Here is a 17,835-nt window from a genome sequence, read left to right as displayed (position 1 = left end):
TCAGCGCATCGCGGCGTCCGCCTCGCTGATCCAGTTCGGCGACTTGAGCAGCTCGCGAGGCTTGGAGCCGTCGGCCGGACCGACGAGGCCGTCGTTGTACATCATGTCGATCAGGTGCGCGGCACGGCCGTACCCGATGCGCAGGCGCCGCTGAAGCAGCGACGTGGAGGCCTTGCCAAACTCGAAGACGAGGCGCACGGCGTCGTCGTACATCGGGTCGTTGTCGTCGCCGTCGGAGCCGCCTTCGGTGTCGCGGCCAGCTTCGTCCTTCGGGCCTTCGAGGAAGCCGTGGACGTACTCGGCCTCGCCCTGCGCCTTCCAGAACTCGGTGACAGCTGCGATCTCCTTCTCGGTGACGAAGGGAGCGTGCACGCGCTGCACGCGGCTGGTTCCGGGTGGAAGGTAGAGCATGTCGCCGCGGCCCAGAAGGCTCTCCGCTCCGTTGGAGTCGATGATGGTGCGGGAGTCGACCTTGGTGGCGAGGCGGAAGCTCATGCGCGTCGGCACGTTCGCCTTGATGAGGCCGGTGATGACATCGACCGAGGGCCGCTGCGTGGCGAGCACAAGGTGGATTCCGACGGCGCGGGCCATCTGGGCGAGCCGCGTGATCGCCTCTTCGACGTTGGAGCGGTCGAGCATCATCAGGTCCGCAAGCTCGTCGATGATGATCATGATGTAGGGCAGCGGCTCCTGGTTGACATCCTCGAAGAGGTGTCCGCTGCCGTTATCGAAGAGCTTGTTGAACTGGTCGATGTTGCGGACGTGGTTGGCGGCGAGCAGCTTTAGGCGCCGCTCCATCTCGCGCACGGCGTTGCGCAACGCGTTGGCCGCGAGCTTGGCCTCGGTGATGATCGGAGTGAAGAGGTGCGGAATGCCCTCGTACATGCCGAGCTCGACGCGCTTGGGATCGACGAGGATCATGCGCACCTGCTCGGGCGTGGACTTGAAGAGCACGCTCATGATCATGGCGTTGATCGCGACCGATTTGCCGGAGCCGGTGGAGCCGGCGATGAGCACGTGCGGCATCGAGGCGAGGTCGGCGGTGACGATGCGGCCGTTGATGTCCTTGCCCAGCGCAATCGCCAGCTTGCTCTTGGACTGCGCGAAGCTTTCACACTCCACCACGTCGCGCAGCCAGATGGTCTCGCGCTCGGAGTTCGGAACCTGGATGCCGACGGTCGATTTGCCCGGCATGCGCTCGATGAGGATGCTCTCAGCGGCCATGGCCAGGCAGAGGTCGTCGGCGAGGCCGGTGACGCGCGAGTACTTCACGCCGGCCTCGGGCTTGAATTCAAACGTGGTGACGACGGGGCCGGGGTTGATCTGCGTGACCTGACCGTCGACGTCGAACTCGCCGCACTTCTCGACCAGCACACGAGCCTCTTCGCGTAGCGCGTCCTCACGCACGGTGGCGTGCTCTTCGCTGCGATAGAGCAGGGAAGAGGGAGGCAGCTTGTAGCCGCGGACGCTCTTGGGCGTGATGGCGACGGCCTTGATGTCGGCGTCGGCGCGCTTGCCGAAGGAGATGCCGTCTTCGGAGGCTGCGGGAGTGGCGACAGGCTGGGGCGGCAGTGGCTCGGCGACCTTCTTCGCGCGCAGCGGTGCCGTGTCGCGAATCGGCACTGCGGGCGCGGGCTCCGGCTCGTGGTCGGAGCGCAGGCCGAAGTTCGAGACGTCGTCGATTGCGCGCACCGGAGCCGCCGCCTTGGCTAGAGCATCGGCGAAGGGTGCGGCTGCCGCTGTTGCCGTGCTCAGGGGCGTCACGGGAGGCGCATCCACCAGTGTGCGCGGCATCATGCGCCACATGGAGGCCTCGGGGAGAGGGGGGGCGGTGTCCGCAGACCCTGCCACGGGCACTGGCTTCTTTCTTCGCCCCAGCCAGCCGAAGAGGCTTCCGAGCAGGGTCGTGCTTGGCTGGGCGAGCTTTGCCTCGGCCTCGCGGGCCTTGCGTTCGGCCATCTCATGCCCACGCTGGGCACGCAGCTCGGCACGCTCGCGCTTGCTGCCGTACTCCTCAACGGGTAGGTTCGCCCCGCGCCGGCTCTCACGCCAAGCGGACCAGCGCTCCCACATACGCTGTGCGAAGCCGAAGCGCATGGTCGCCCACTCGCGCGCGGTGTTGAAGGTGAACGTCGTAGCGAGGTAGAGCGACAGCGCAACCATCAGGGTCAGCACGATCGATGCGCCGGGAAGATTGAGGTACGCGACCAGCATGTCGGCCAGCAGGCGGCCGCTTGTTCCTTCGATCGGAAGGGTGCCGCGCCACAGCAGGTGGACGGGAAGAAGCGCAATCGCAGCGGGGCCGAAGACGACCCACATGGTAAGCCCCACGGCCTTGGCCATGGGCGAGCCCGCCGGCCGCGACATCATCCAGCAGATGCCGAGTCGCGCCAGCACGAGAGGAAGAAGAAACGCGGCGACACCGATCATCTGCAGGACGGCATCGGAGAAGTACGCGCCTGCGATGCCGGTCCAGTTATACGCGGGCCGTCCCGTTACATAACCGCCGACGGTATTGAAGGAGCGGTCGGTCGGGGTGTAGCTCACCAGGGCCAGCAGGAGAAGCACCGCACCAGCCAGCACGGTCAGCCCGATGATCTCGTTGAGGCGGCGGTTGCGGGTCGGGGTCGAGACGAGTCTAAGAGTCTTCATCAGGGGTGCGCGCAGCCTCTCTTGCGCCGGCAGCCGAGCCTCGGCGGCGGCAGGAACGATCGCCACTCCAGATCGCTACCGAGGGCTGTAAACCACCAGAGCACCTCCGATTATCCCAGACCACGGAGCAACGGCTGCGAAACAAAACCGCTCAGGTACCCGGATGCAAACCTGTGCCTCCGACGCGCATCTCTATGTGTACAACCGCCCGCCGGAGGCATCTCCGGCGGCTCTTTGTATCCGATTGGCAGGGGAGCGGGATTTTCGCGATTTCTCCCGCTTGCCGCCGGCGAAGGTGAATCGCTGACAGCCTGCGGACCCTGCCGAATCGGACTCTCTCTATCTCGCAATGATGAGGTCAACCACATGGCTACCGACGCCGGCAAGCGCAACGAAATGCAGCTCGCTGTGCTCTCTGTGATCAGCACGCTGCTCGATGGGCAGAAGGGGTTCGCTGAGATCGGCGATCACCTGAAGGACGAGACGCTGAAGCGCTACTTTCTGGCGGAGTCCTTGAAGCGCGCGCAGTTCCGCGGCGATCTGGAAGAGGTGCTGCATCAGAACGGGGTTCATGACATTAAGGAGTCCGGATCGGTGGCCGGTACGCTGCACCGCGTATGGGGCGATCTGAAGGCAAAGCTGGGCGGTGGCGACCACGCCCTGCTTGCGACCGCCGAGCAGGGCGAGGACGCAGCGAAGGAAGCCTATGCGGATGCTCTGAAGCAGAACCTGCCGCTGCCGGTCCGCCAGTTGCTCGCCGAGCAGCAGGCGCACATCCTCAGCTCGCACGACTACGTACGCTCGCAGCGCGATGCTCTGGCCGCAAAGAAGTAGCCGCGGCTAGTAGCCAAGGTGGTGCAGATAGAACACGACGCCCGACGCAAGCAGGCAATAAATTCCGAAGAGATACCAGCGGCCCTCTTCAAGCCACGCGCTCAGCCACTTGAGCGCTACCAGACCCGCAACGAAGGCAAGGACCGCTCCCAGCAATCCCATCGTTGCGCTGCTATGCAGGTCGATCGGGGAGCCGATAGCCGCGGCCTCATGCGAGGCCTTGACGAGGCGCATCGCTTCCTTTGCGATCGCCGCGGGAGTGATGATGACGGCGAGCGCGAAGCTGAACCTCTCTGCGCGGTCCTTGACCGCCCCCGCCAGCATGCCGGTCGAGATGGTCGCGCCAGAGCGCGAGAAGCCGCGGAAGGGAAGGCACAGTCCCTGGATGGCTCCCATCCATCCGGCCTGCCCCATGGTGACGCTGTTGCCATAGAGGTTTGTAGGCTCGGCCTTCTGATTGCGCTCCCTCAGCCCGGCGATCAGGATCAGCACTCCTGCGGCGACCAGAGCGGGCGCAATCAGGTCGAGGCGGCCAAAGAGCAGCTCAATCTCGGCCTTGGAGGCGCCTTTGAACGCGATCTTCTCGATGATCTTCATCAGCGGATAGCCGATGACGGCGGTAAGGAAGCTCGCCCAGATGGCGCGGATGGCGAAGCGCTTGAACGCATCTGCACTGGCGAAGTAGGTCCTCTTCCACTGCTTCCAGAAGTAGGCGATCACGGCGAACATCGTGCCCGTGTGCAGCATCACCAGCAGCAGTGTCATGCGAGGATCGGTCGGGTCCAGGCCGCCGTAGTGCCTCTGCAGAATCTTTTCCGCGACGATAACGTGAGCAGAGCTCGAGACAGGCAGCAGCTCGGCGAGACCTTGCACGATGGCAAGCAGAATGACGTGAAGAATCGGCATAGTTTCAATGTACATGCTTCGTCTGAAGATATCGTGAAGATGGTCGGGTGCGAGTGCTCAAGAACTACTCGCGGTCGTTGCCATAAATGGTGATCCCCTGCTGCACGCGGTAGGCGATGCTGACGGCACGCGCGGCGTAGTCCGTCTGCGGAAATTTCGCCTGGACCTGCTGGGCCAGCGACTGCGTGCGAGCTGCGGCGGCATCGGCCTTTTTCTTGTTCTCTTCCACCGTGTACATCGTCACGACGACGGCCTCGCGATAGGTCGCGTTGTAGAGAGCCTCGGCTGTCTTCGGGCCGTCGGGATACTGCTGTGCGTACTTCTCGTAGAGCTCGGCCTCCTTCTCGGGACACTTGGGGAGTCCCTGCCAGTCGCCGCACAGCTTGTTATCGAGCATCGCATAGGCAGCCATCGCCGCGTACTTGCTGCCGGGATAGTTCTTCATGATTTTCTTCATGTCGCCCTCGAAGATCTGCGGCCGCAGAGAGGCGTCCTGCTCCTTGGCAGAGGGCAGCGTGCTGATGTCGCGCTTGTTGAGTTGCCAGCGGATGTCCGCCGAGCGCCATACCGCCTCTGGTGCAAGCGAAGACTGAGGATAGTACTCCCATACGCGCCGATACAGCATGTGCGCCGCCATGGCTGCGCCCTTGGGAGCATTCGGCTGTGTCGCAGCGTCTTCAAGATTCGCAGCGGCGCCGTACAGAATGATGTCGCCGTTCGGCGTCGCGGCGCTCACTACGCCTTTGTCGCGAATCCATCCGGACATTGGCTGCGCGGCTGCATCGTCACCGAATTCCGGCTTGTCCTCCACATCTTCCTGAACGTCGGTGTTGGCGAAGACCTTTACCCACGGCCCGCTGCGTTCGACGACGACCACCTCGTGGCCGGGCGTCACCAGCGAGACCTTCTGCGACTCCGGATCGGCGGCGACGTAGACGACAGCCTCGTGCAGCACCGTCGCTCGTGCGGCGCGGTCGTACCCCGCCTGGTCCTTCTTCTGCGCCCACACCATCGAGCACGCCAGCAGCAGAACCACACCCAGGCCAGACCATCGCAAACGATCGTTTCGCATAGACGACATATTAGACGCGCGGCGGCCCGGAGTAGCGAGAGCGTTGCTCACACCGCTGGCCCTGCAACCATCTCGCGCTCGAGCTGTTCGCGCAGCGCGGGCTCCAGATTTCCCCCGCTCAGCACGACAGCCACCTTGCGGGCACTGGGCAGCTCCTGCGCGTGGAACAGTGCGGCCGCCAGCGAGACCGCCCCGCTCGGCTCGGCGACCAGCTTCGTCGCGGTAAGAATCACGCGCAGCGCCGCCAGGATCTCCTCCTCCATCACCGTGACGATGCCGTCCACGTGATGGATGACATGCGAGAAGTTCAGCACGCCGAGGCTCTGCGTCCGCAGACCGTCGCCGATCGTCCGCACCGTCTTCTCTGCCGGCCACTCGACCAGTGTCTTCGAGTAGAAGCTCTCCTTCGCGTCGGCGGCCAGCTCTGGTTCGGCGCCCCAGACCTTTACGTCGGGCGAGGCGAGGCCGGCCTGCGCCGCCAGCTTGACCGCGGTGGCGATGCCGCTCAGCAGGCCGCCTCCGCTGACCGGGGCGATCACCAGATCCACATCCGGAAGCTGCTCGACGATCTCAAGCCCGCAGGTCGCCTGTCCGGCGATGATCTGAGGAGCGTCGTAAGGTGGAATCATGGCATAGCCGAACTTCGCCACCAGCTCCTCGGCCTTCATCCGCCGCTCCGACGAAGCCGGCCCAACCTCGACGATCTCGGCGCCCAGAGCGCGCGTCGCAGCCTTCTTCACCGCAGGAGCATTCGACGGCATTACGATCACAGCCTTCGCGCCGAGAGCACGCGCCGCATACGCTACGCCCTGCGCATGATTGCCGCTCGAGTAGGTAATCACGCCGCGCGACCGCGCCTCGGGCGTTAGCTGGGAGACCATGTTGTACGCTCCGCGCAGCTTGAAGCTCCCGATCGGCTGCTCGCTCTCGGCCTTGATGTACAGGTCGAACTCAGGCTCGGGGAGTCCTGCCAACTGCAGCCGCGCCCGCTCCAGGCGATAGAGGGGCGTCCGCACAGCTACGCCGCTGATCCGTTCTTTTGCGGCGCCTATCTCATCCAGGGTCACAAAGTCGCTCATACACACCCATGATAACCGGGCGCAGTGAGAGACAGACCTCAGAAGACCCGGCCGAGGCCGAAGTACCACTTACGATGATCGCTGTCACCGATGCTGAGTCCGGCGAAGACCGGCCCGAACAGCGTCTTGATGACTACCACTCCCGTGACATCATTGGGCAGTGTCGGTGTCTGTGCGTTGGCCCCGTACATCTTGCCGATCTCGTAAAATCCGCCCGCGTAGATCGTATCTGCGAACACCGGGTTGAGCTGGGCGAGGCGATGCAGGTAACCGATCTGTCCCAGGAAGTAGTCCGACCCCAACAACTCATTTCTGGCGTAGGCGCTCAGTCGCAAAGGTCCACCCAGGGTCAGTCCGGCCAGTCCCAGGTTGTCGGCGCCGAAGCTCGTGCCTCCCTGTGCGATCATTGGCAGGATTCCTCGCGACCGTATCGGGATAAAGTGCTCAATACGTCCCGTCAGCTGCGAGTACCCGCCGGAGCCGTTTGGCCGTTCCGTGTAGTAGTTGTACAACGTCGAAACCAGGCTTCCCCGCGTCGGCACCATGTAGTCGTCCTGACCCAGGTACTGAAACCTCACTCTGGTGACGAAGGGTGTCAGGGAGAAGTCCTGAGCGGCGCCTTCGCCAATGGTACGTCGTTCGCTGTACCACTGAACGTCTTCGCCGACGCGCACCTCGGTCCGCGCATTGAAGAGATAGCCCAGGTCGACGCCGAGCCCATTCCGCTTCTCCTTATACTCCTCAAGCTGCTCCGTGCCCACGAAGTAGGGATTCACCTGGTGGGCCAGGTAGGCACGCGGTGCGACGAACGCGCGCGATCCCGCCTTCAGCGGCCTGAAGAGCTCTCCGCTCAACACCGCCAGCTGGCCCACCGCACCGTCCAGGCGCAGCTCCGAACCCGGACCGGCGAGGTTGTAAAACGTCGCCCGTAGCCCGAGTCCAAGCTGAACATTATTGGAGTCATTGGCCAGGATCGTTAGGCCGAAGTTCATAAATGGCGGGCCGTAGGTCTTGTTGGCCGGCCGTATCAGCAGGCCCCGCTTGCCGTTGCGCTCGACAATGTTGTAGTTGATGGTCGAATACAGACCCGTCCCCTGCAGCCCCGCAATGCTCTTCTCGATCTGGTCCTTATCGATCGGTTCACCGACGAACTTTTCAAATCGGACAGCGATATCGCTTTGCTGCATGCCTGTGACGCCGTACACCTCGACAAATTGCGGAATCGGCAGGTCGGTCCTGCGTCTCGCCTGCCGCTGTGCTACATAGGCGGCCCAGTCTGCATCGTTCAGCGCATACTTCTCCAACTCCGGTGCCATCTGCTGCGCGGCCTTATAGCCGATCGGGATGATGTCGTCGCTCTTTGAGAACGCAAGCGTTTCAAATTTGCTCACGTCCGACGAGATCACAATGTCGGAGTCCTTGAGGCTCCTCACCTCGTTGGTTGCGACCATGATCGAGATGTTCCGCCCTACCACTCCGGTCAGCGAGTTGAGACTCTCCGGCTTGGGTGGGCCCGCATTCAGGTACGACGAGATCACTACCTGCGCGCCCATCGCACGCGCCACGTCCACCGGCAGATTGTCCACGGCGCCTCCGTCGGAGTAGATCTCGTTGCCGTGATGGACCGGTGCGAACACTCCGGGAATCGACATCGTTGCCCGCAATGCCTGGGGCAGGGGGCCGTCTTGAAAGACATGCGGCTTCCCCGTCGTGATCTCAGTCGCAACGCAGCGAAACGGAATCGGCAGATCGTTAAAGCTCTTCAGGTCCCAATAGGGGAGCATCGTGCGATCGAAGAGCAGGCCAACGGCCGCCCCCGTATTCAGCCCGCTGGGCAGGCTGAAGCCGTGCTTCAAGCCAAACTCCAGCCGGTTCGGGAACGCCAGCTTGTCTTCCTTGCGGCGATAGCTCAGCGCCTGAAACGGAACCTGCCCGCTCAGCACCGTCGGCCAGTCAATCCGCTTCACAAACTCCTTGATCTCGTCCGGTCCAAGGCCCGACGCATACAGCCCGCCGACAAGGCCGCCCATGCTCGTTCCGGCCACGTAGTCCACCGCGATATGGTGCTCCTCCATCCACTGGATCACACCGATGTGGGCAAATCCCAGCGCTCCGCCGCCCTCAAACACCAATCCGACGCTGGGTCGTTTCGCAGCGGCAGGCGCCTGCGAAGGCGTCTTCGTCTCCAGCTTTTCTGTCGTCTGCTGGGCCGTCTGTGCAGATGGCTGCTGCTGGGCAGCAGCAGCAGTAATCCCCAGCGTTCCCGCTGCGCCTGCCAGAGTCAGAGCAAGGCTACGGCAAAGTGCGAAATTCAACATACGATCACCATGCGTTTCACGCGCGTGCGCTGTCTATCCGAGTTCTTGCCGTTTCTTTTGAGGGATTTCCCCTTCGCCACTCATCTTACCTTCGCTAGCGGAGGTTTCCTGCTGCGCGTACCCGCGATGTCACCTGCTCTTACGCCGTAACGCGCATATAAAAAGGACGCCCACACAGGGGCGCCTTTCTCTGCAACCAAGTCCCCCTGCGTCAGATCTCGAGAATCACCGGCATGATCAGCGGTCTGCGGCTCGTACTCTTCTGGATGAAGCGCTTCAGGTCGGTCCTGATCTTCTCCTTGATTACGCCGTAGTCGGCCTTCTCCTCGCCCGATGATCCATCGAGCGTGCGCTGCACCACCTGCCGCGCCTCGGCGACCAGACCCTCCTCCGGAACCGCCATGCCGCGCATCACGATCTCCGGCATGTTCTCCAGCTTTCCCGTGCCTTTGTTGATCGCGATGATCGGCAGCACAATGCCATCCTCGCTCAGGTGCTTGCGATCGCGAATCACCAGGTCCTCGACGACATCGGCAGCCGCGCCGCCTGAGTCGATGCATACACGGCCCACCGTCACCTTGCCTGTCTTCGTGGCCGAGTTGCGATCCAGCTCCAAAACGTCGCCATCCTCCATCAGGATCGCCTTCTCCACCAACCCCATCGACGATGCCATTTCCGCGTGCCGCTTCAGATGGCGGTAGTCGCCGTGGATGGGAACGAAGAACTTCGGCCGGACGAGGTTGATCATCAGCCGCAACTCTTCCTGGCTGCCGTGCCCGCTCACGTGAATCAGCCCCGAGGCACCGTCGTCGTAGATCACCTGCGCATCGCGCCGCTCCAGGTGATCGATCACCCGGTAGATTGACTTCTCGTTGCCCGGAATTACACGTGAACTCAGCAGCACGGTGTCGCCCGCCTCGATGTGGGCGAACTTGTGGTTATTCACGGCGGCGCGGGCCAGCGCGCTCATCGGCTCGCCCTGCGTGCCCGTAATCATGATGCAGAGCCTCTCCGGCCCGAAGTCCTTGATCTGCCCCGGATTGATGATCAGGCCGGGCGCGGGTTCCAAATAACCCAGGTCCTGCGCGATCTCGGTCGAGTTGTCCAGCGATCGGCCGATGATGGCAACCTTTCGCCCGTGCTCGGTCGCCAGCTCCATCGCCATCCGTATGCGGTGAATCGACGACGAGAAGCAGCTGAAGAAGAGCTTCTTCTTCGTCTGTCCGAAGATCTCGTCCAGCCGCGGCCGTACTGCCTTCTCGCTCGGCGTATATCCGCGGCGGTCCACGTTGGTCGAGTCCTGCAGCAACGCCAGCACGCCCTGCTTGCCCAGCTCGGCAAACGCCTGCAGGTCGAACGGCTGTCCGTCGGTCGGCGACAGATCGACCTTGAAGTCGCCCGTGTGCAGCACCACGCCCACCGGCGTGTGGATCGCGAGCGCAACGCAGTCCACCAGCGAGTGCGTCACCCGGATCGGCATGATCGAAAACGGTCCCAGCGTCAGCCTGTGGCCGGGGATGATCTCGTTCAGCTCCGCGTCGTCCAGCAGGTTGTGCTCTTCGAGCTTGCCCTCGACCAAGGCCAGCGTGAACTCCGTGCCGTAGATCGGAACGTTCAGCTCTGACAGGATCCAGGGCAGCCCGCCGATGTGGTCCTCGTGACCGTGCGTCAGCACGATGGCGCGAACCTTGTCGCGGTTCTCCGTCAGGTAGCTGATGTCCGGGACGACAATGTCCACACCCAGCAGCTCTTCTTCAGGAAACATCAGGCCGGCGTCGATGACGAGAATGTCATCCTGCCAGCGGAGAGCCATGCAGTTCATCCCGAACTCGCCCAGCCCACCCAGTGGTATCAGCTTCAACTTATCTTGTGCCATGAAACTTCAATCTTATCAGCAAGCCCGCACGGTCACCGGAGCACGTCCTCCAGCACCAGCGAAAGCTCTGTCTTCTCATCGCGATACTTCACGATGACCGGCGCCGCAACGCTCAACCCCCACTCCGCGCCCTTGCCCTTGGTCACCGCGCGCGAGCCCGGCACAACCACCGCCCCCTCGGGAATCACCAGCGGAGATTCAGCCGTCGCCTTATACACCTCGCCCTTCATCAGGTCGTAGACCGGCGTCCCGCGCGTCAGCACCGTCCCGGCCGCGATGACAGCGCGCTTCCGCACGATTGTTCCTTCGTAGACGCCTGTGTTGCCGCCTACCAGCGCATCGTCTTCGATGATCACCGGGCTCGCATTCACCGGCTCCAGCACGCCGCCGATCTGCGCCGCGGCGCTCAGGTGCACGCGCTTGCCAATCTGCGCGCAGCTGCCGACAAGGGCGTGCGAGTCCACCATCGTGCCCTCGTCCACATACGCGCCAACGTTCACGTACGCTGGCGGCATCACCACAACGCCCTTCGCGAGATACGCTCCACTGCGCACGCTCGAGCCACCCGGAACCACGCGCACTCCGTCGGCCGCACCAAACCGCCGCGCCGGATACGTCGCCTTGTCGACAAAACGAAACCCGTCCGGGCAGCCCATCTCCACCATCTGCCCCAGCCGGAAGCCCAGCAGAATCCCGCGCTTCACCCAAGCGTTCACGCGCCAGCCTAGCGGCATCGAGGCATCGGGCTCCGCCGAGCGCAGCGTCCCAGCCTCAAGCGCCCTACGCAGCTCGTAGAAAGCCGCCTCCGCGTCCTTGTTCCCAATCGCCTCCGCACCCTGCGCAAACCAGTGCTCGATCTTCCCCTGCAGCGAACCGTTCAAACTCACTTGTCACCTTTTCTTACGAGAAATCTCAATGCCGTTGTTAACCCGGTGCTAGGAAGCCTGCCGATGCTGACCCTTCGCCGCAGCCGGTTCCAGCAGGCCAAGCTCTGCCACCAGCGTCTCCAGCCGCTTGCGCGTGCCATCGGTCACCGAAATCATCGGCAGCCGCAGCACATCGTCCCCACGTCCGATCATCTTCAGCACGGCCTTCACCGGCGCCGGGCTCGCCTCCCAGAAGTGCGCCAACATCAGACGGAAGTACCTCTGGTTCACGCTCCGCGCCGTGGCCCAGTCACCCGAGATCGCCGCCCGCACCATCGCCGACATCTCCGCCGGAATCACATTCGAGGCCACCGAGACCAGGCCCGTGCCGCCCAGCGCCAGCACCGGCAGCGCCATCGAGTCATCTCCAGCCATGATCTTGAAGCCTCGCGGAGCCGTCGTCGCCAGCTCCGTGATCTGCACGATGTTGCCGCTCGACTCCTTCACCCCAATGATGTTCTTGATCTCCGCCAGACGAAGCACCGTCGCAGGCTCAAGATTCGCGCCTGTTCGTCCGGGAATGTTGTACAGCAGCACCGGAAGGTCGACCGCCTGCGCGATCGCGCGGAAGTGCTGGTACTGCCCCTCCTGCCCCGGCTTGTTGTAGTAAGGGTTCGCGGTCAGGATTCCCGTGACTCCCTTGACGCGCGCGAGCTTCTTCGCCTTGAGCACGGCCTCGGCGGTGGCATTGTGCGTGCATCCGCCGAAGACCGGCACGCGGCCAGCCGCCGCTCCGGCGACCACCTCCACCACGCGCAGCCACTCGGTCTCACTCAGCGTCGACGCCTCGCCCGTCGTTCCGCAGGGGATGAGAAACCCGATCCCGCTCTCAATCTGCCAGTCGACCAGCGACTCAAGCGCCGCCTCATCCACATCGCCATTGCTCCGGAAGGGGGTGACCAGCGCAGTTCCACAACCCGTCAGTTCCATAGTGATTGAAAGTTTACCGCGTCAGGCGCGTGAATTTCACGGGCGGCCTGCTGTCTGCGAATTGCGGGGCAAAAAGAAACCCCGGCGGCAAGACCGGGGCTTCTCTTCGCGTTGTAACCTCCGCCAGTCCGGATCAGGCGCGATACAGCTCCGAAGGAATATGGAACTCCGGAATATGCAGCGAGGCGCCGTTGACTGCGCCCGGAGGCATGTCCATGCACTTCACAAACGCCGTCTGGAACTTCTGCATCTCCTGCTTCGTTCCCACGGTCACGCGTACGTAGTTCGGCATAGCCGCCCACGTGCGTCCGATCGCGACGTTCTCCTTCAGCATGGCCTGCTGGAACTCCTTGCCCGGGCGCTTCACGTCCACCATGAACATGTTCGCCTGCGAGCCCGGAATCGTCTTGTAGCCGTGCTTCTCGAGGAACTCGAGCGTCTCCGAGCGCACATCCGAGTTGATCTTCCGGCGCAGCGGGACCAGTTCCTTGTCCTGCAGGCTTGCGCGCGCGGCGGCAGAGCTCGTGATCGAGATGCTTGCCAGGCTGCGGCTCGGCCCGGGAACGGTGCCCATCTTCTGCAGCAGGTCAGGACGTCCTACCGCGAAGCCTGCACGAAGACCGGCCATGCCGTAGATCTTCGAGAACGTCCGCATCACGATGATGTCCTTGTCCAGCGCAACCTGATCGATCACCGACTCATGATCCGAGAAGTGGTGATACGCCTCATCGACGATGACAACCGAACCGGCAGGCTTGTTCGCCAGCAGCCACAGAATGTCCTCGCGCGGCGTCATCGTGCCCGTCGGATTGTTCGGGTTCACGATGTAGTACGCGCCGGGCGCGGGATGCGCCTTCACCATCGCCTTCACGTCGTGCGCGTAGGTCGGGGTCAGCGGCACCGGGAGCTTCGGAGCCTTCATCGTATCGGCCGCACGAGGTCCCTGCTCATAGCTGGGGTCGCCGTAGACCAGCGGCTTGTCCGGCCCGATATTCGACATCAGCGCCAGGTCCAGCGGGCCGCCCGATCCGGGGAAGAGCGCCGAGTAGCCGCGCTTCAGGCCATAGACCTCATTGAAGGCGACCAGCGTCTTCATCGACTCGTCGTAGTGATAGCGGCCGCCCAGCGGTCCCGTCACGCCGATCGCCTGCAGCGCCGACGGCGCCGGCCCAAGCGGGTTTTCGTTCGAGCTGATGATGATCGTGTCCGGCGAGAGCTGCCGCATCTCGCCCACGTCCGACATGCCGCCCAGTCCGCGGCGTCCGCCGCCCTGCGCGGGGGCAGCTGCAGCGCCCTGCTGCACAGCCGCGAGCGCGGGAAACGAGGCGGCCGTTGCAGAGGCTGCCCCAAGGATTCGCATAAACGACCTGCGCGATACACCAGCGTGAATGCTGCTCATAAGGCTCTCTCCTCTTGTCGCGTAAATACGCGAGATAGCGATTTGATACACGGATGCGACGACGCAACGACAGAGAGTCGTGCGCGAACGGCGAAGATCGGCAATTCGAACTTGCCCTGCGGAGCGTCGCGGCCACGCAGTAACTACGATGTGAGGGGATTCACGGATACTGACGCGTCAGCCCCGTAATGAGTTTCAATGTACAGCGAAAATCCGCGCAGCGCACAAAAATCTTTTGGCAAGGCGAAAAATTCTTCAAAATGATGAGGAAAAACGGAGAATTTTCCGCTATCTGTAACCAACGAAGGCGCAAAAATGGCAACAGAAAGCCCGGCGACCTCCGCCGGGCTTCCTCAACAGACACTCCTGCGGCGAGGAGTTCCTACACCCACGCACCTTTACGCATCAGCGGCTCGGCGGTACTGTCGGCGGCAATCCCATCGACATCCATCTTCGCCGACCCGATCATCCAGTCCACGTGGATCAGGCTCTCGTTTGCTCCGCGCTTTGCAAGCTCGGCGTTATCCATCTTCTCGCCGCCGATGAGGCACGTCGAATATGCCTGCCCCAGCGCGATGTGGCTCGCCGCGTTCTCATCAAACAGCGTGTTCCAGAACAGAATCCCGCTCTGCGCGATCGGCGAGTTGTGCGGCACCAGCGCCACCTCGCCCAGCCGCCGCGCGCCGTCGTCGGTCGAGATCAGCCGGTTCAGCACATCCTCACCCGCCGTCGCCGTCGCCTTAACAATGCGTCCCGCCTCAAAGCGCACAGCGATGTTCTCGATCAGCGTTCCCTGGTGCGATAGCGGCTTCGAGGCCCGGACCACACCATCCACGCGGTCCTTGTGCGGAGTCGTAAAGCACTCCTCGGTGGGAATATTCGGCTGGCAATAGACTCCGTTGCCGGCCGGCGTCCCGCCACCGGCCCAAAGATGATCGTCCGCCAGCCCAACCTTCAGGTCCGTCGTTCCATCGGCCGACTTGAAGTGCAGCGCAGAGAAGCGCCTCGCGTTCAGAAGATCCACACGCTTCTTCAGCCGCTCGCCGTGCTCCCTCCACTCGGCGACGGGATCGGCCGCGTTCACGCGCGACGCCGCAAAGATCGCCTCCCAGAGCTTCGCGACGGCAACATCCTCCGCCTCGCCCGGGAAGACCAGCTTCGCCCACTCTGGCGTGGACGCAGCGACGATCGTCCAGTTGATCTCGTGCCGCGTAATCAGCTCCATCGCCGGCTTGCCCGCCTTCGAGGCAGCAACGTTCGCCCTCGCTACCTTCGCAGGGTCCTGCTTCGCCAGCAGCGCCGGATTCGCGCCCGCAATCGCCAGCCGCGCTGCCCCGCTGCGGAAGCCGTTGGCGATGCCATCCTGCAGCCACGCCGGCGCATAGTCGAAGCTCGCGTCCTGCGCGTACTGAAACCGCGCCAGCACGCTCGGATCGTCACCGTACAGCGTCGTCACCAGCAGCGCTCCGGCCTTGTACGCCTGCTCGGTGATCTTGCGCGCCAACGGCAGCGCCTCCATGGGAGCCGACATGATCAACTCCTGCCCCGCCTTCAGGTTCAGCCCCACCTTCACGGCCACCTCGGCCAGCCGGTCCAACTTTTCGTCCAGGGTCAGTTCCTCAAACTTCGTCGCGACTTCTGCTGCAGCACTCATCGAAAATCTCCTCACTCATTAGACGCTCGTCTATGGCCCAAGAATCGCGCCTTTCCATCTGCTACATCTGCGAATAGATGTCCTTGAAGTCGTAGCAGCCCTTCCGAGTCGCCAGCCACTCCGCGGCCCGCACTGCGCCCTCGGCAAACCCGCGTCGCGAGTGTGCCTCGTGCGCCAGAACCAGCTTGTCGGCCTTGCCCTTCGCCGTCAGCACATGCAGCCCGGCTGCATCGCCCTCGCGATGCGCCGTGATCGGCACGTTCTTCACTCCGGACGACGCCTGCACCACACCGGCCAGCGTCAGCGCCGTCCCTGACGGCGAATCCACCTTCGTCACATGGTGGGTCTCTTCGATCGAAAACTCGTAGCCGCAGCTCTTCAGCGACTCCGCCATCTTCTTCGCCAGCTGCAACATCACCTGCACGCCGATTGAGAAGTTCGTGCCGTACACCAGCCCAGCCTGCTTGCGCTCCACCAACTCGCGCGCCTTGTCCAGCTTGTCGTACCACCCCGTCGTACCCACAACCATTCTCGCGCCCGTGGCCAGCACCGCGCGCATGTTCTGCACCACCGCCTCCGGCGTCGTGAAGTCGATCACCACGTCGAAGCCCGCGACAAACGGATGCGTCAGCGCCGCCGCATTCGCATTCTCCTTCGCGTCCAGCACGTGGACGCCGTGTCCACGCTCCGCTGCAACCTCGGCCACCAGCTTGCCCGTCTTGCCATGCCCCAACACCAGTACGCGCATCGTCTTCCTTCCTATACCTTGCTCTCTGCGGGGACACGGGCCGTCACATCGAACACCGTCTCGTCGGGATCCGTGAAGAAGTGCTGGTGCAGGCTGCGAATCGCCTCCTCCACGTCCTCTTCGTCGATCATGAAGCTCATGTTGATCTCACTAGCTCCCTGCGAGATCATCCGCAAGTTCACGTGGCTGATCGCCGTGAAAACCTGGCCCGCGATGCCGTTGTGACCGCGAATGTCCTCGCCCACCATGCAGATCAGCGCCTTCGAGCCCTCCATCTTCACATCGGCGATCTTCGATAGCTCCTCGCAGATCTCCGGCAGCTTCTCGTTCGAGTCCACGCTCAGCGAGATGCTCACCTCGCTCGTCGAAACCATATCGATCGCGCACTTGTACTTGTCGAAGACGTCAAACACGGCCTTCAGATACCCATGCGTCATCAGCATGCGGCTGGCGACGATGTCGATGATCGTCAGCTTCTTCTTCGCCGCAATGCTCTTGAACGGGCTTTTGCACGGCGGAGCGACAGCGGTGATCTTCGTGCCTTCGTTCTCCGCATTACGCGAGTTCAGCACCCACACGGGAATGCTCTTCTGTACCGCCGGAAGAATCGTCGCCGGATGCAGCACCTTCGCTCCAAAGTAGGCAAGCTCGGCCGCCTCTTCAAAACTGATCGTCTTCACCCGCAGTGCATTCGGGCAGATACGCGGATCGGTCGTCATGATGCCGTTCACGTCCGTCCAGATCTCGATCGCGCCCGCATGCAGCCCGCCGCCCACCAGAGCGGCCGTATAGTCGCTGCCGCCGCGTCCCAGCGTCGTCGTGATGCCGTCAGCATTCGATCCGATAAACCCGCCCATCACCGGTATCTGGCCTGCTTCGACGAGCGGCAGGACGTGTTCCACCAGCTTCGCCTCGATCGCAGGCTCCTGCGGAGCAGCCTTGCCGTAGTTCGAGTCCGTGATGATGCACGTGCGCGCATCGACGTGCGCTCCGTTCAGCCCCTGCTGATCGAAGGCAGCCGCGACCATGCGGCTCGACAGCCGCTCACCGAAGCTAACGACGAGGTCGCTCGTGCGGTCGGTCAGCTCGCCCACAGCCGCAATGCCGCGCAGAAGATCATCCAGCGCATCGAGCTCCTGGTGAACCGCGCCCTGCAAGCTCAGAAACCGCGACTCATCCAGCAACTCCGTCGCCGTGTCGATATGCCGGTGCCGCAACCGCGCGCTGATCGCCAGCGCGCCCGCCTTGTCGCCTCGCCCTGCGGCACCGGCCGCAGCCAGCAGTTGATCCGTCACCTTCGCCATCGCCGAGACCACCACAATCGCCGAGAGGCCCTTCTTCCTGCGCCCTTCCACGATCGCCGCTGTCCGCCGCATCGCCTTGGCATCCTCTACCGAGGTTCCGCCAAACTTCATCACGACAAGCTGTTCCCGCGCTACGC

Annotated in this window: 13 protein-coding genes; 1 reads left to right on the top strand and 12 read right to left on the bottom strand. The window is 63.3% G+C overall.

Annotated elements, in window-relative coordinates; translation table 11 throughout:
• Positions 1-2,652: a DNA translocase FtsK gene (locus tag Q363_RS06450; RefSeq protein WP_035348834.1), complete on the bottom strand. Its 2,652-nt coding sequence runs from the start codon at positions 2,650-2,652 to the stop codon at positions 1-3.
• Between the two features lie 366 nt (positions 2,653-3,018).
• Between Q363_RS06450 and Q363_RS06445 the strand changes: the two genes are divergently transcribed.
• A complete protein-coding gene (locus Q363_RS06445) occupies positions 3,019-3,486 on the top strand; it encodes a PA2169 family four-helix-bundle protein (protein ID WP_035348832.1) in 468 nt (155 codons plus the stop codon).
• 6 nt (positions 3,487-3,492) lie between these two features.
• Here Q363_RS06445 and Q363_RS06440 read toward each other — a convergent pair whose 3' ends face one another.
• From Q363_RS06440 to lysC, 11 genes are all read right to left on the bottom strand, one after another.
• Positions 3,493-4,407 carry an undecaprenyl-diphosphate phosphatase gene (locus Q363_RS06440; protein ID WP_245632065.1) on the bottom strand — a complete coding sequence of 305 codons (915 nt, stop codon included), beginning with the start codon at positions 4,405-4,407 and terminating at the stop codon, positions 3,493-3,495.
• Positions 4,408-4,456: 49 nt separating this feature from the next.
• Positions 4,457-5,515 (bottom strand): hypothetical protein, encoded by a 1,059-nt coding sequence (locus Q363_RS06435; RefSeq protein WP_245632064.1) that lies wholly within the window; start codon positions 5,513-5,515, stop codon positions 4,457-4,459.
• The gene (locus Q363_RS06430) at positions 5,512-6,543 is read right to left on the bottom strand and encodes a threonine ammonia-lyase (protein ID WP_035348754.1); all 1,032 of its coding nucleotides are present in this window, start codon (positions 6,541-6,543) and stop codon (positions 5,512-5,514) included. Before Q363_RS06430 ends, Q363_RS06435 begins: the two co-directional genes overlap by 4 nt.
• A gap of 38 nt (positions 6,544-6,581) precedes the next feature.
• Complete coding sequence (locus Q363_RS06425; RefSeq protein ID WP_051978454.1) at positions 6,582-8,861, bottom strand: patatin-like phospholipase family protein; 2,280 nt, start codon at positions 8,859-8,861, stop codon at positions 6,582-6,584.
• A 211-nt stretch (positions 8,862-9,072) separates the two neighbouring features.
• Positions 9,073-10,737 carry a ribonuclease J gene (locus tag Q363_RS06420; RefSeq protein ID WP_035348753.1) on the bottom strand — a complete coding sequence of 555 codons (1,665 nt, stop codon included), beginning with the start codon at positions 10,735-10,737 and terminating at the stop codon, positions 9,073-9,075.
• Positions 10,738-10,769: 32 nt separating this feature from the next.
• Positions 10,770-11,624, bottom strand: coding sequence for a 2,3,4,5-tetrahydropyridine-2,6-dicarboxylate N-succinyltransferase (locus Q363_RS06415; protein WP_035348752.1), 855 nt, complete (start codon positions 11,622-11,624; stop codon positions 10,770-10,772).
• Between the two features lie 48 nt (positions 11,625-11,672).
• Positions 11,673-12,593, bottom strand: a complete 921-nt coding sequence (gene dapA, locus Q363_RS06410) for a 4-hydroxy-tetrahydrodipicolinate synthase (RefSeq protein ID WP_035348751.1) — start codon at positions 12,591-12,593, stop codon at positions 11,673-11,675.
• 133 nt (positions 12,594-12,726) lie between these two features.
• Entirely contained in the window at positions 12,727-13,992 is a 1,266-nt protein-coding gene (locus Q363_RS06405; protein WP_035348749.1) for an aminotransferase class I/II-fold pyridoxal phosphate-dependent enzyme, read from the bottom strand.
• 382 nt (positions 13,993-14,374) lie between these two features.
• Positions 14,375-15,646 (bottom strand): aminopeptidase, encoded by a 1,272-nt coding sequence (locus Q363_RS06400; RefSeq protein WP_035348748.1) that lies wholly within the window; start codon positions 15,644-15,646, stop codon positions 14,375-14,377.
• 61 nt (positions 15,647-15,707) lie between these two features.
• Complete coding sequence (gene dapB / locus Q363_RS06395) at positions 15,708-16,394, bottom strand: 4-hydroxy-tetrahydrodipicolinate reductase (protein WP_035348746.1); 687 nt, start codon at positions 16,392-16,394, stop codon at positions 15,708-15,710.
• A gap of 11 nt (positions 16,395-16,405) precedes the next feature.
• Positions 16,406-17,809, bottom strand: a complete 1,404-nt coding sequence (lysC, locus tag Q363_RS06390; RefSeq protein ID WP_035348744.1) for a lysine-sensitive aspartokinase 3 — start codon at positions 17,807-17,809, stop codon at positions 16,406-16,408.
• Between the last annotated feature and the right edge of the window lie 26 nt (positions 17,810-17,835).

It is taken from the genome of Edaphobacter aggregans DSM 19364 (assembly GCF_000745965.1).
Taxonomy (GTDB): Bacteria; Acidobacteriota; Terriglobia; order Terriglobales; family Acidobacteriaceae; genus Edaphobacter; species Edaphobacter aggregans.
The sequence above is the reverse complement of the archived record's forward strand: the minus strand, read 5'-3'. Positions and strand labels throughout refer to the sequence as shown.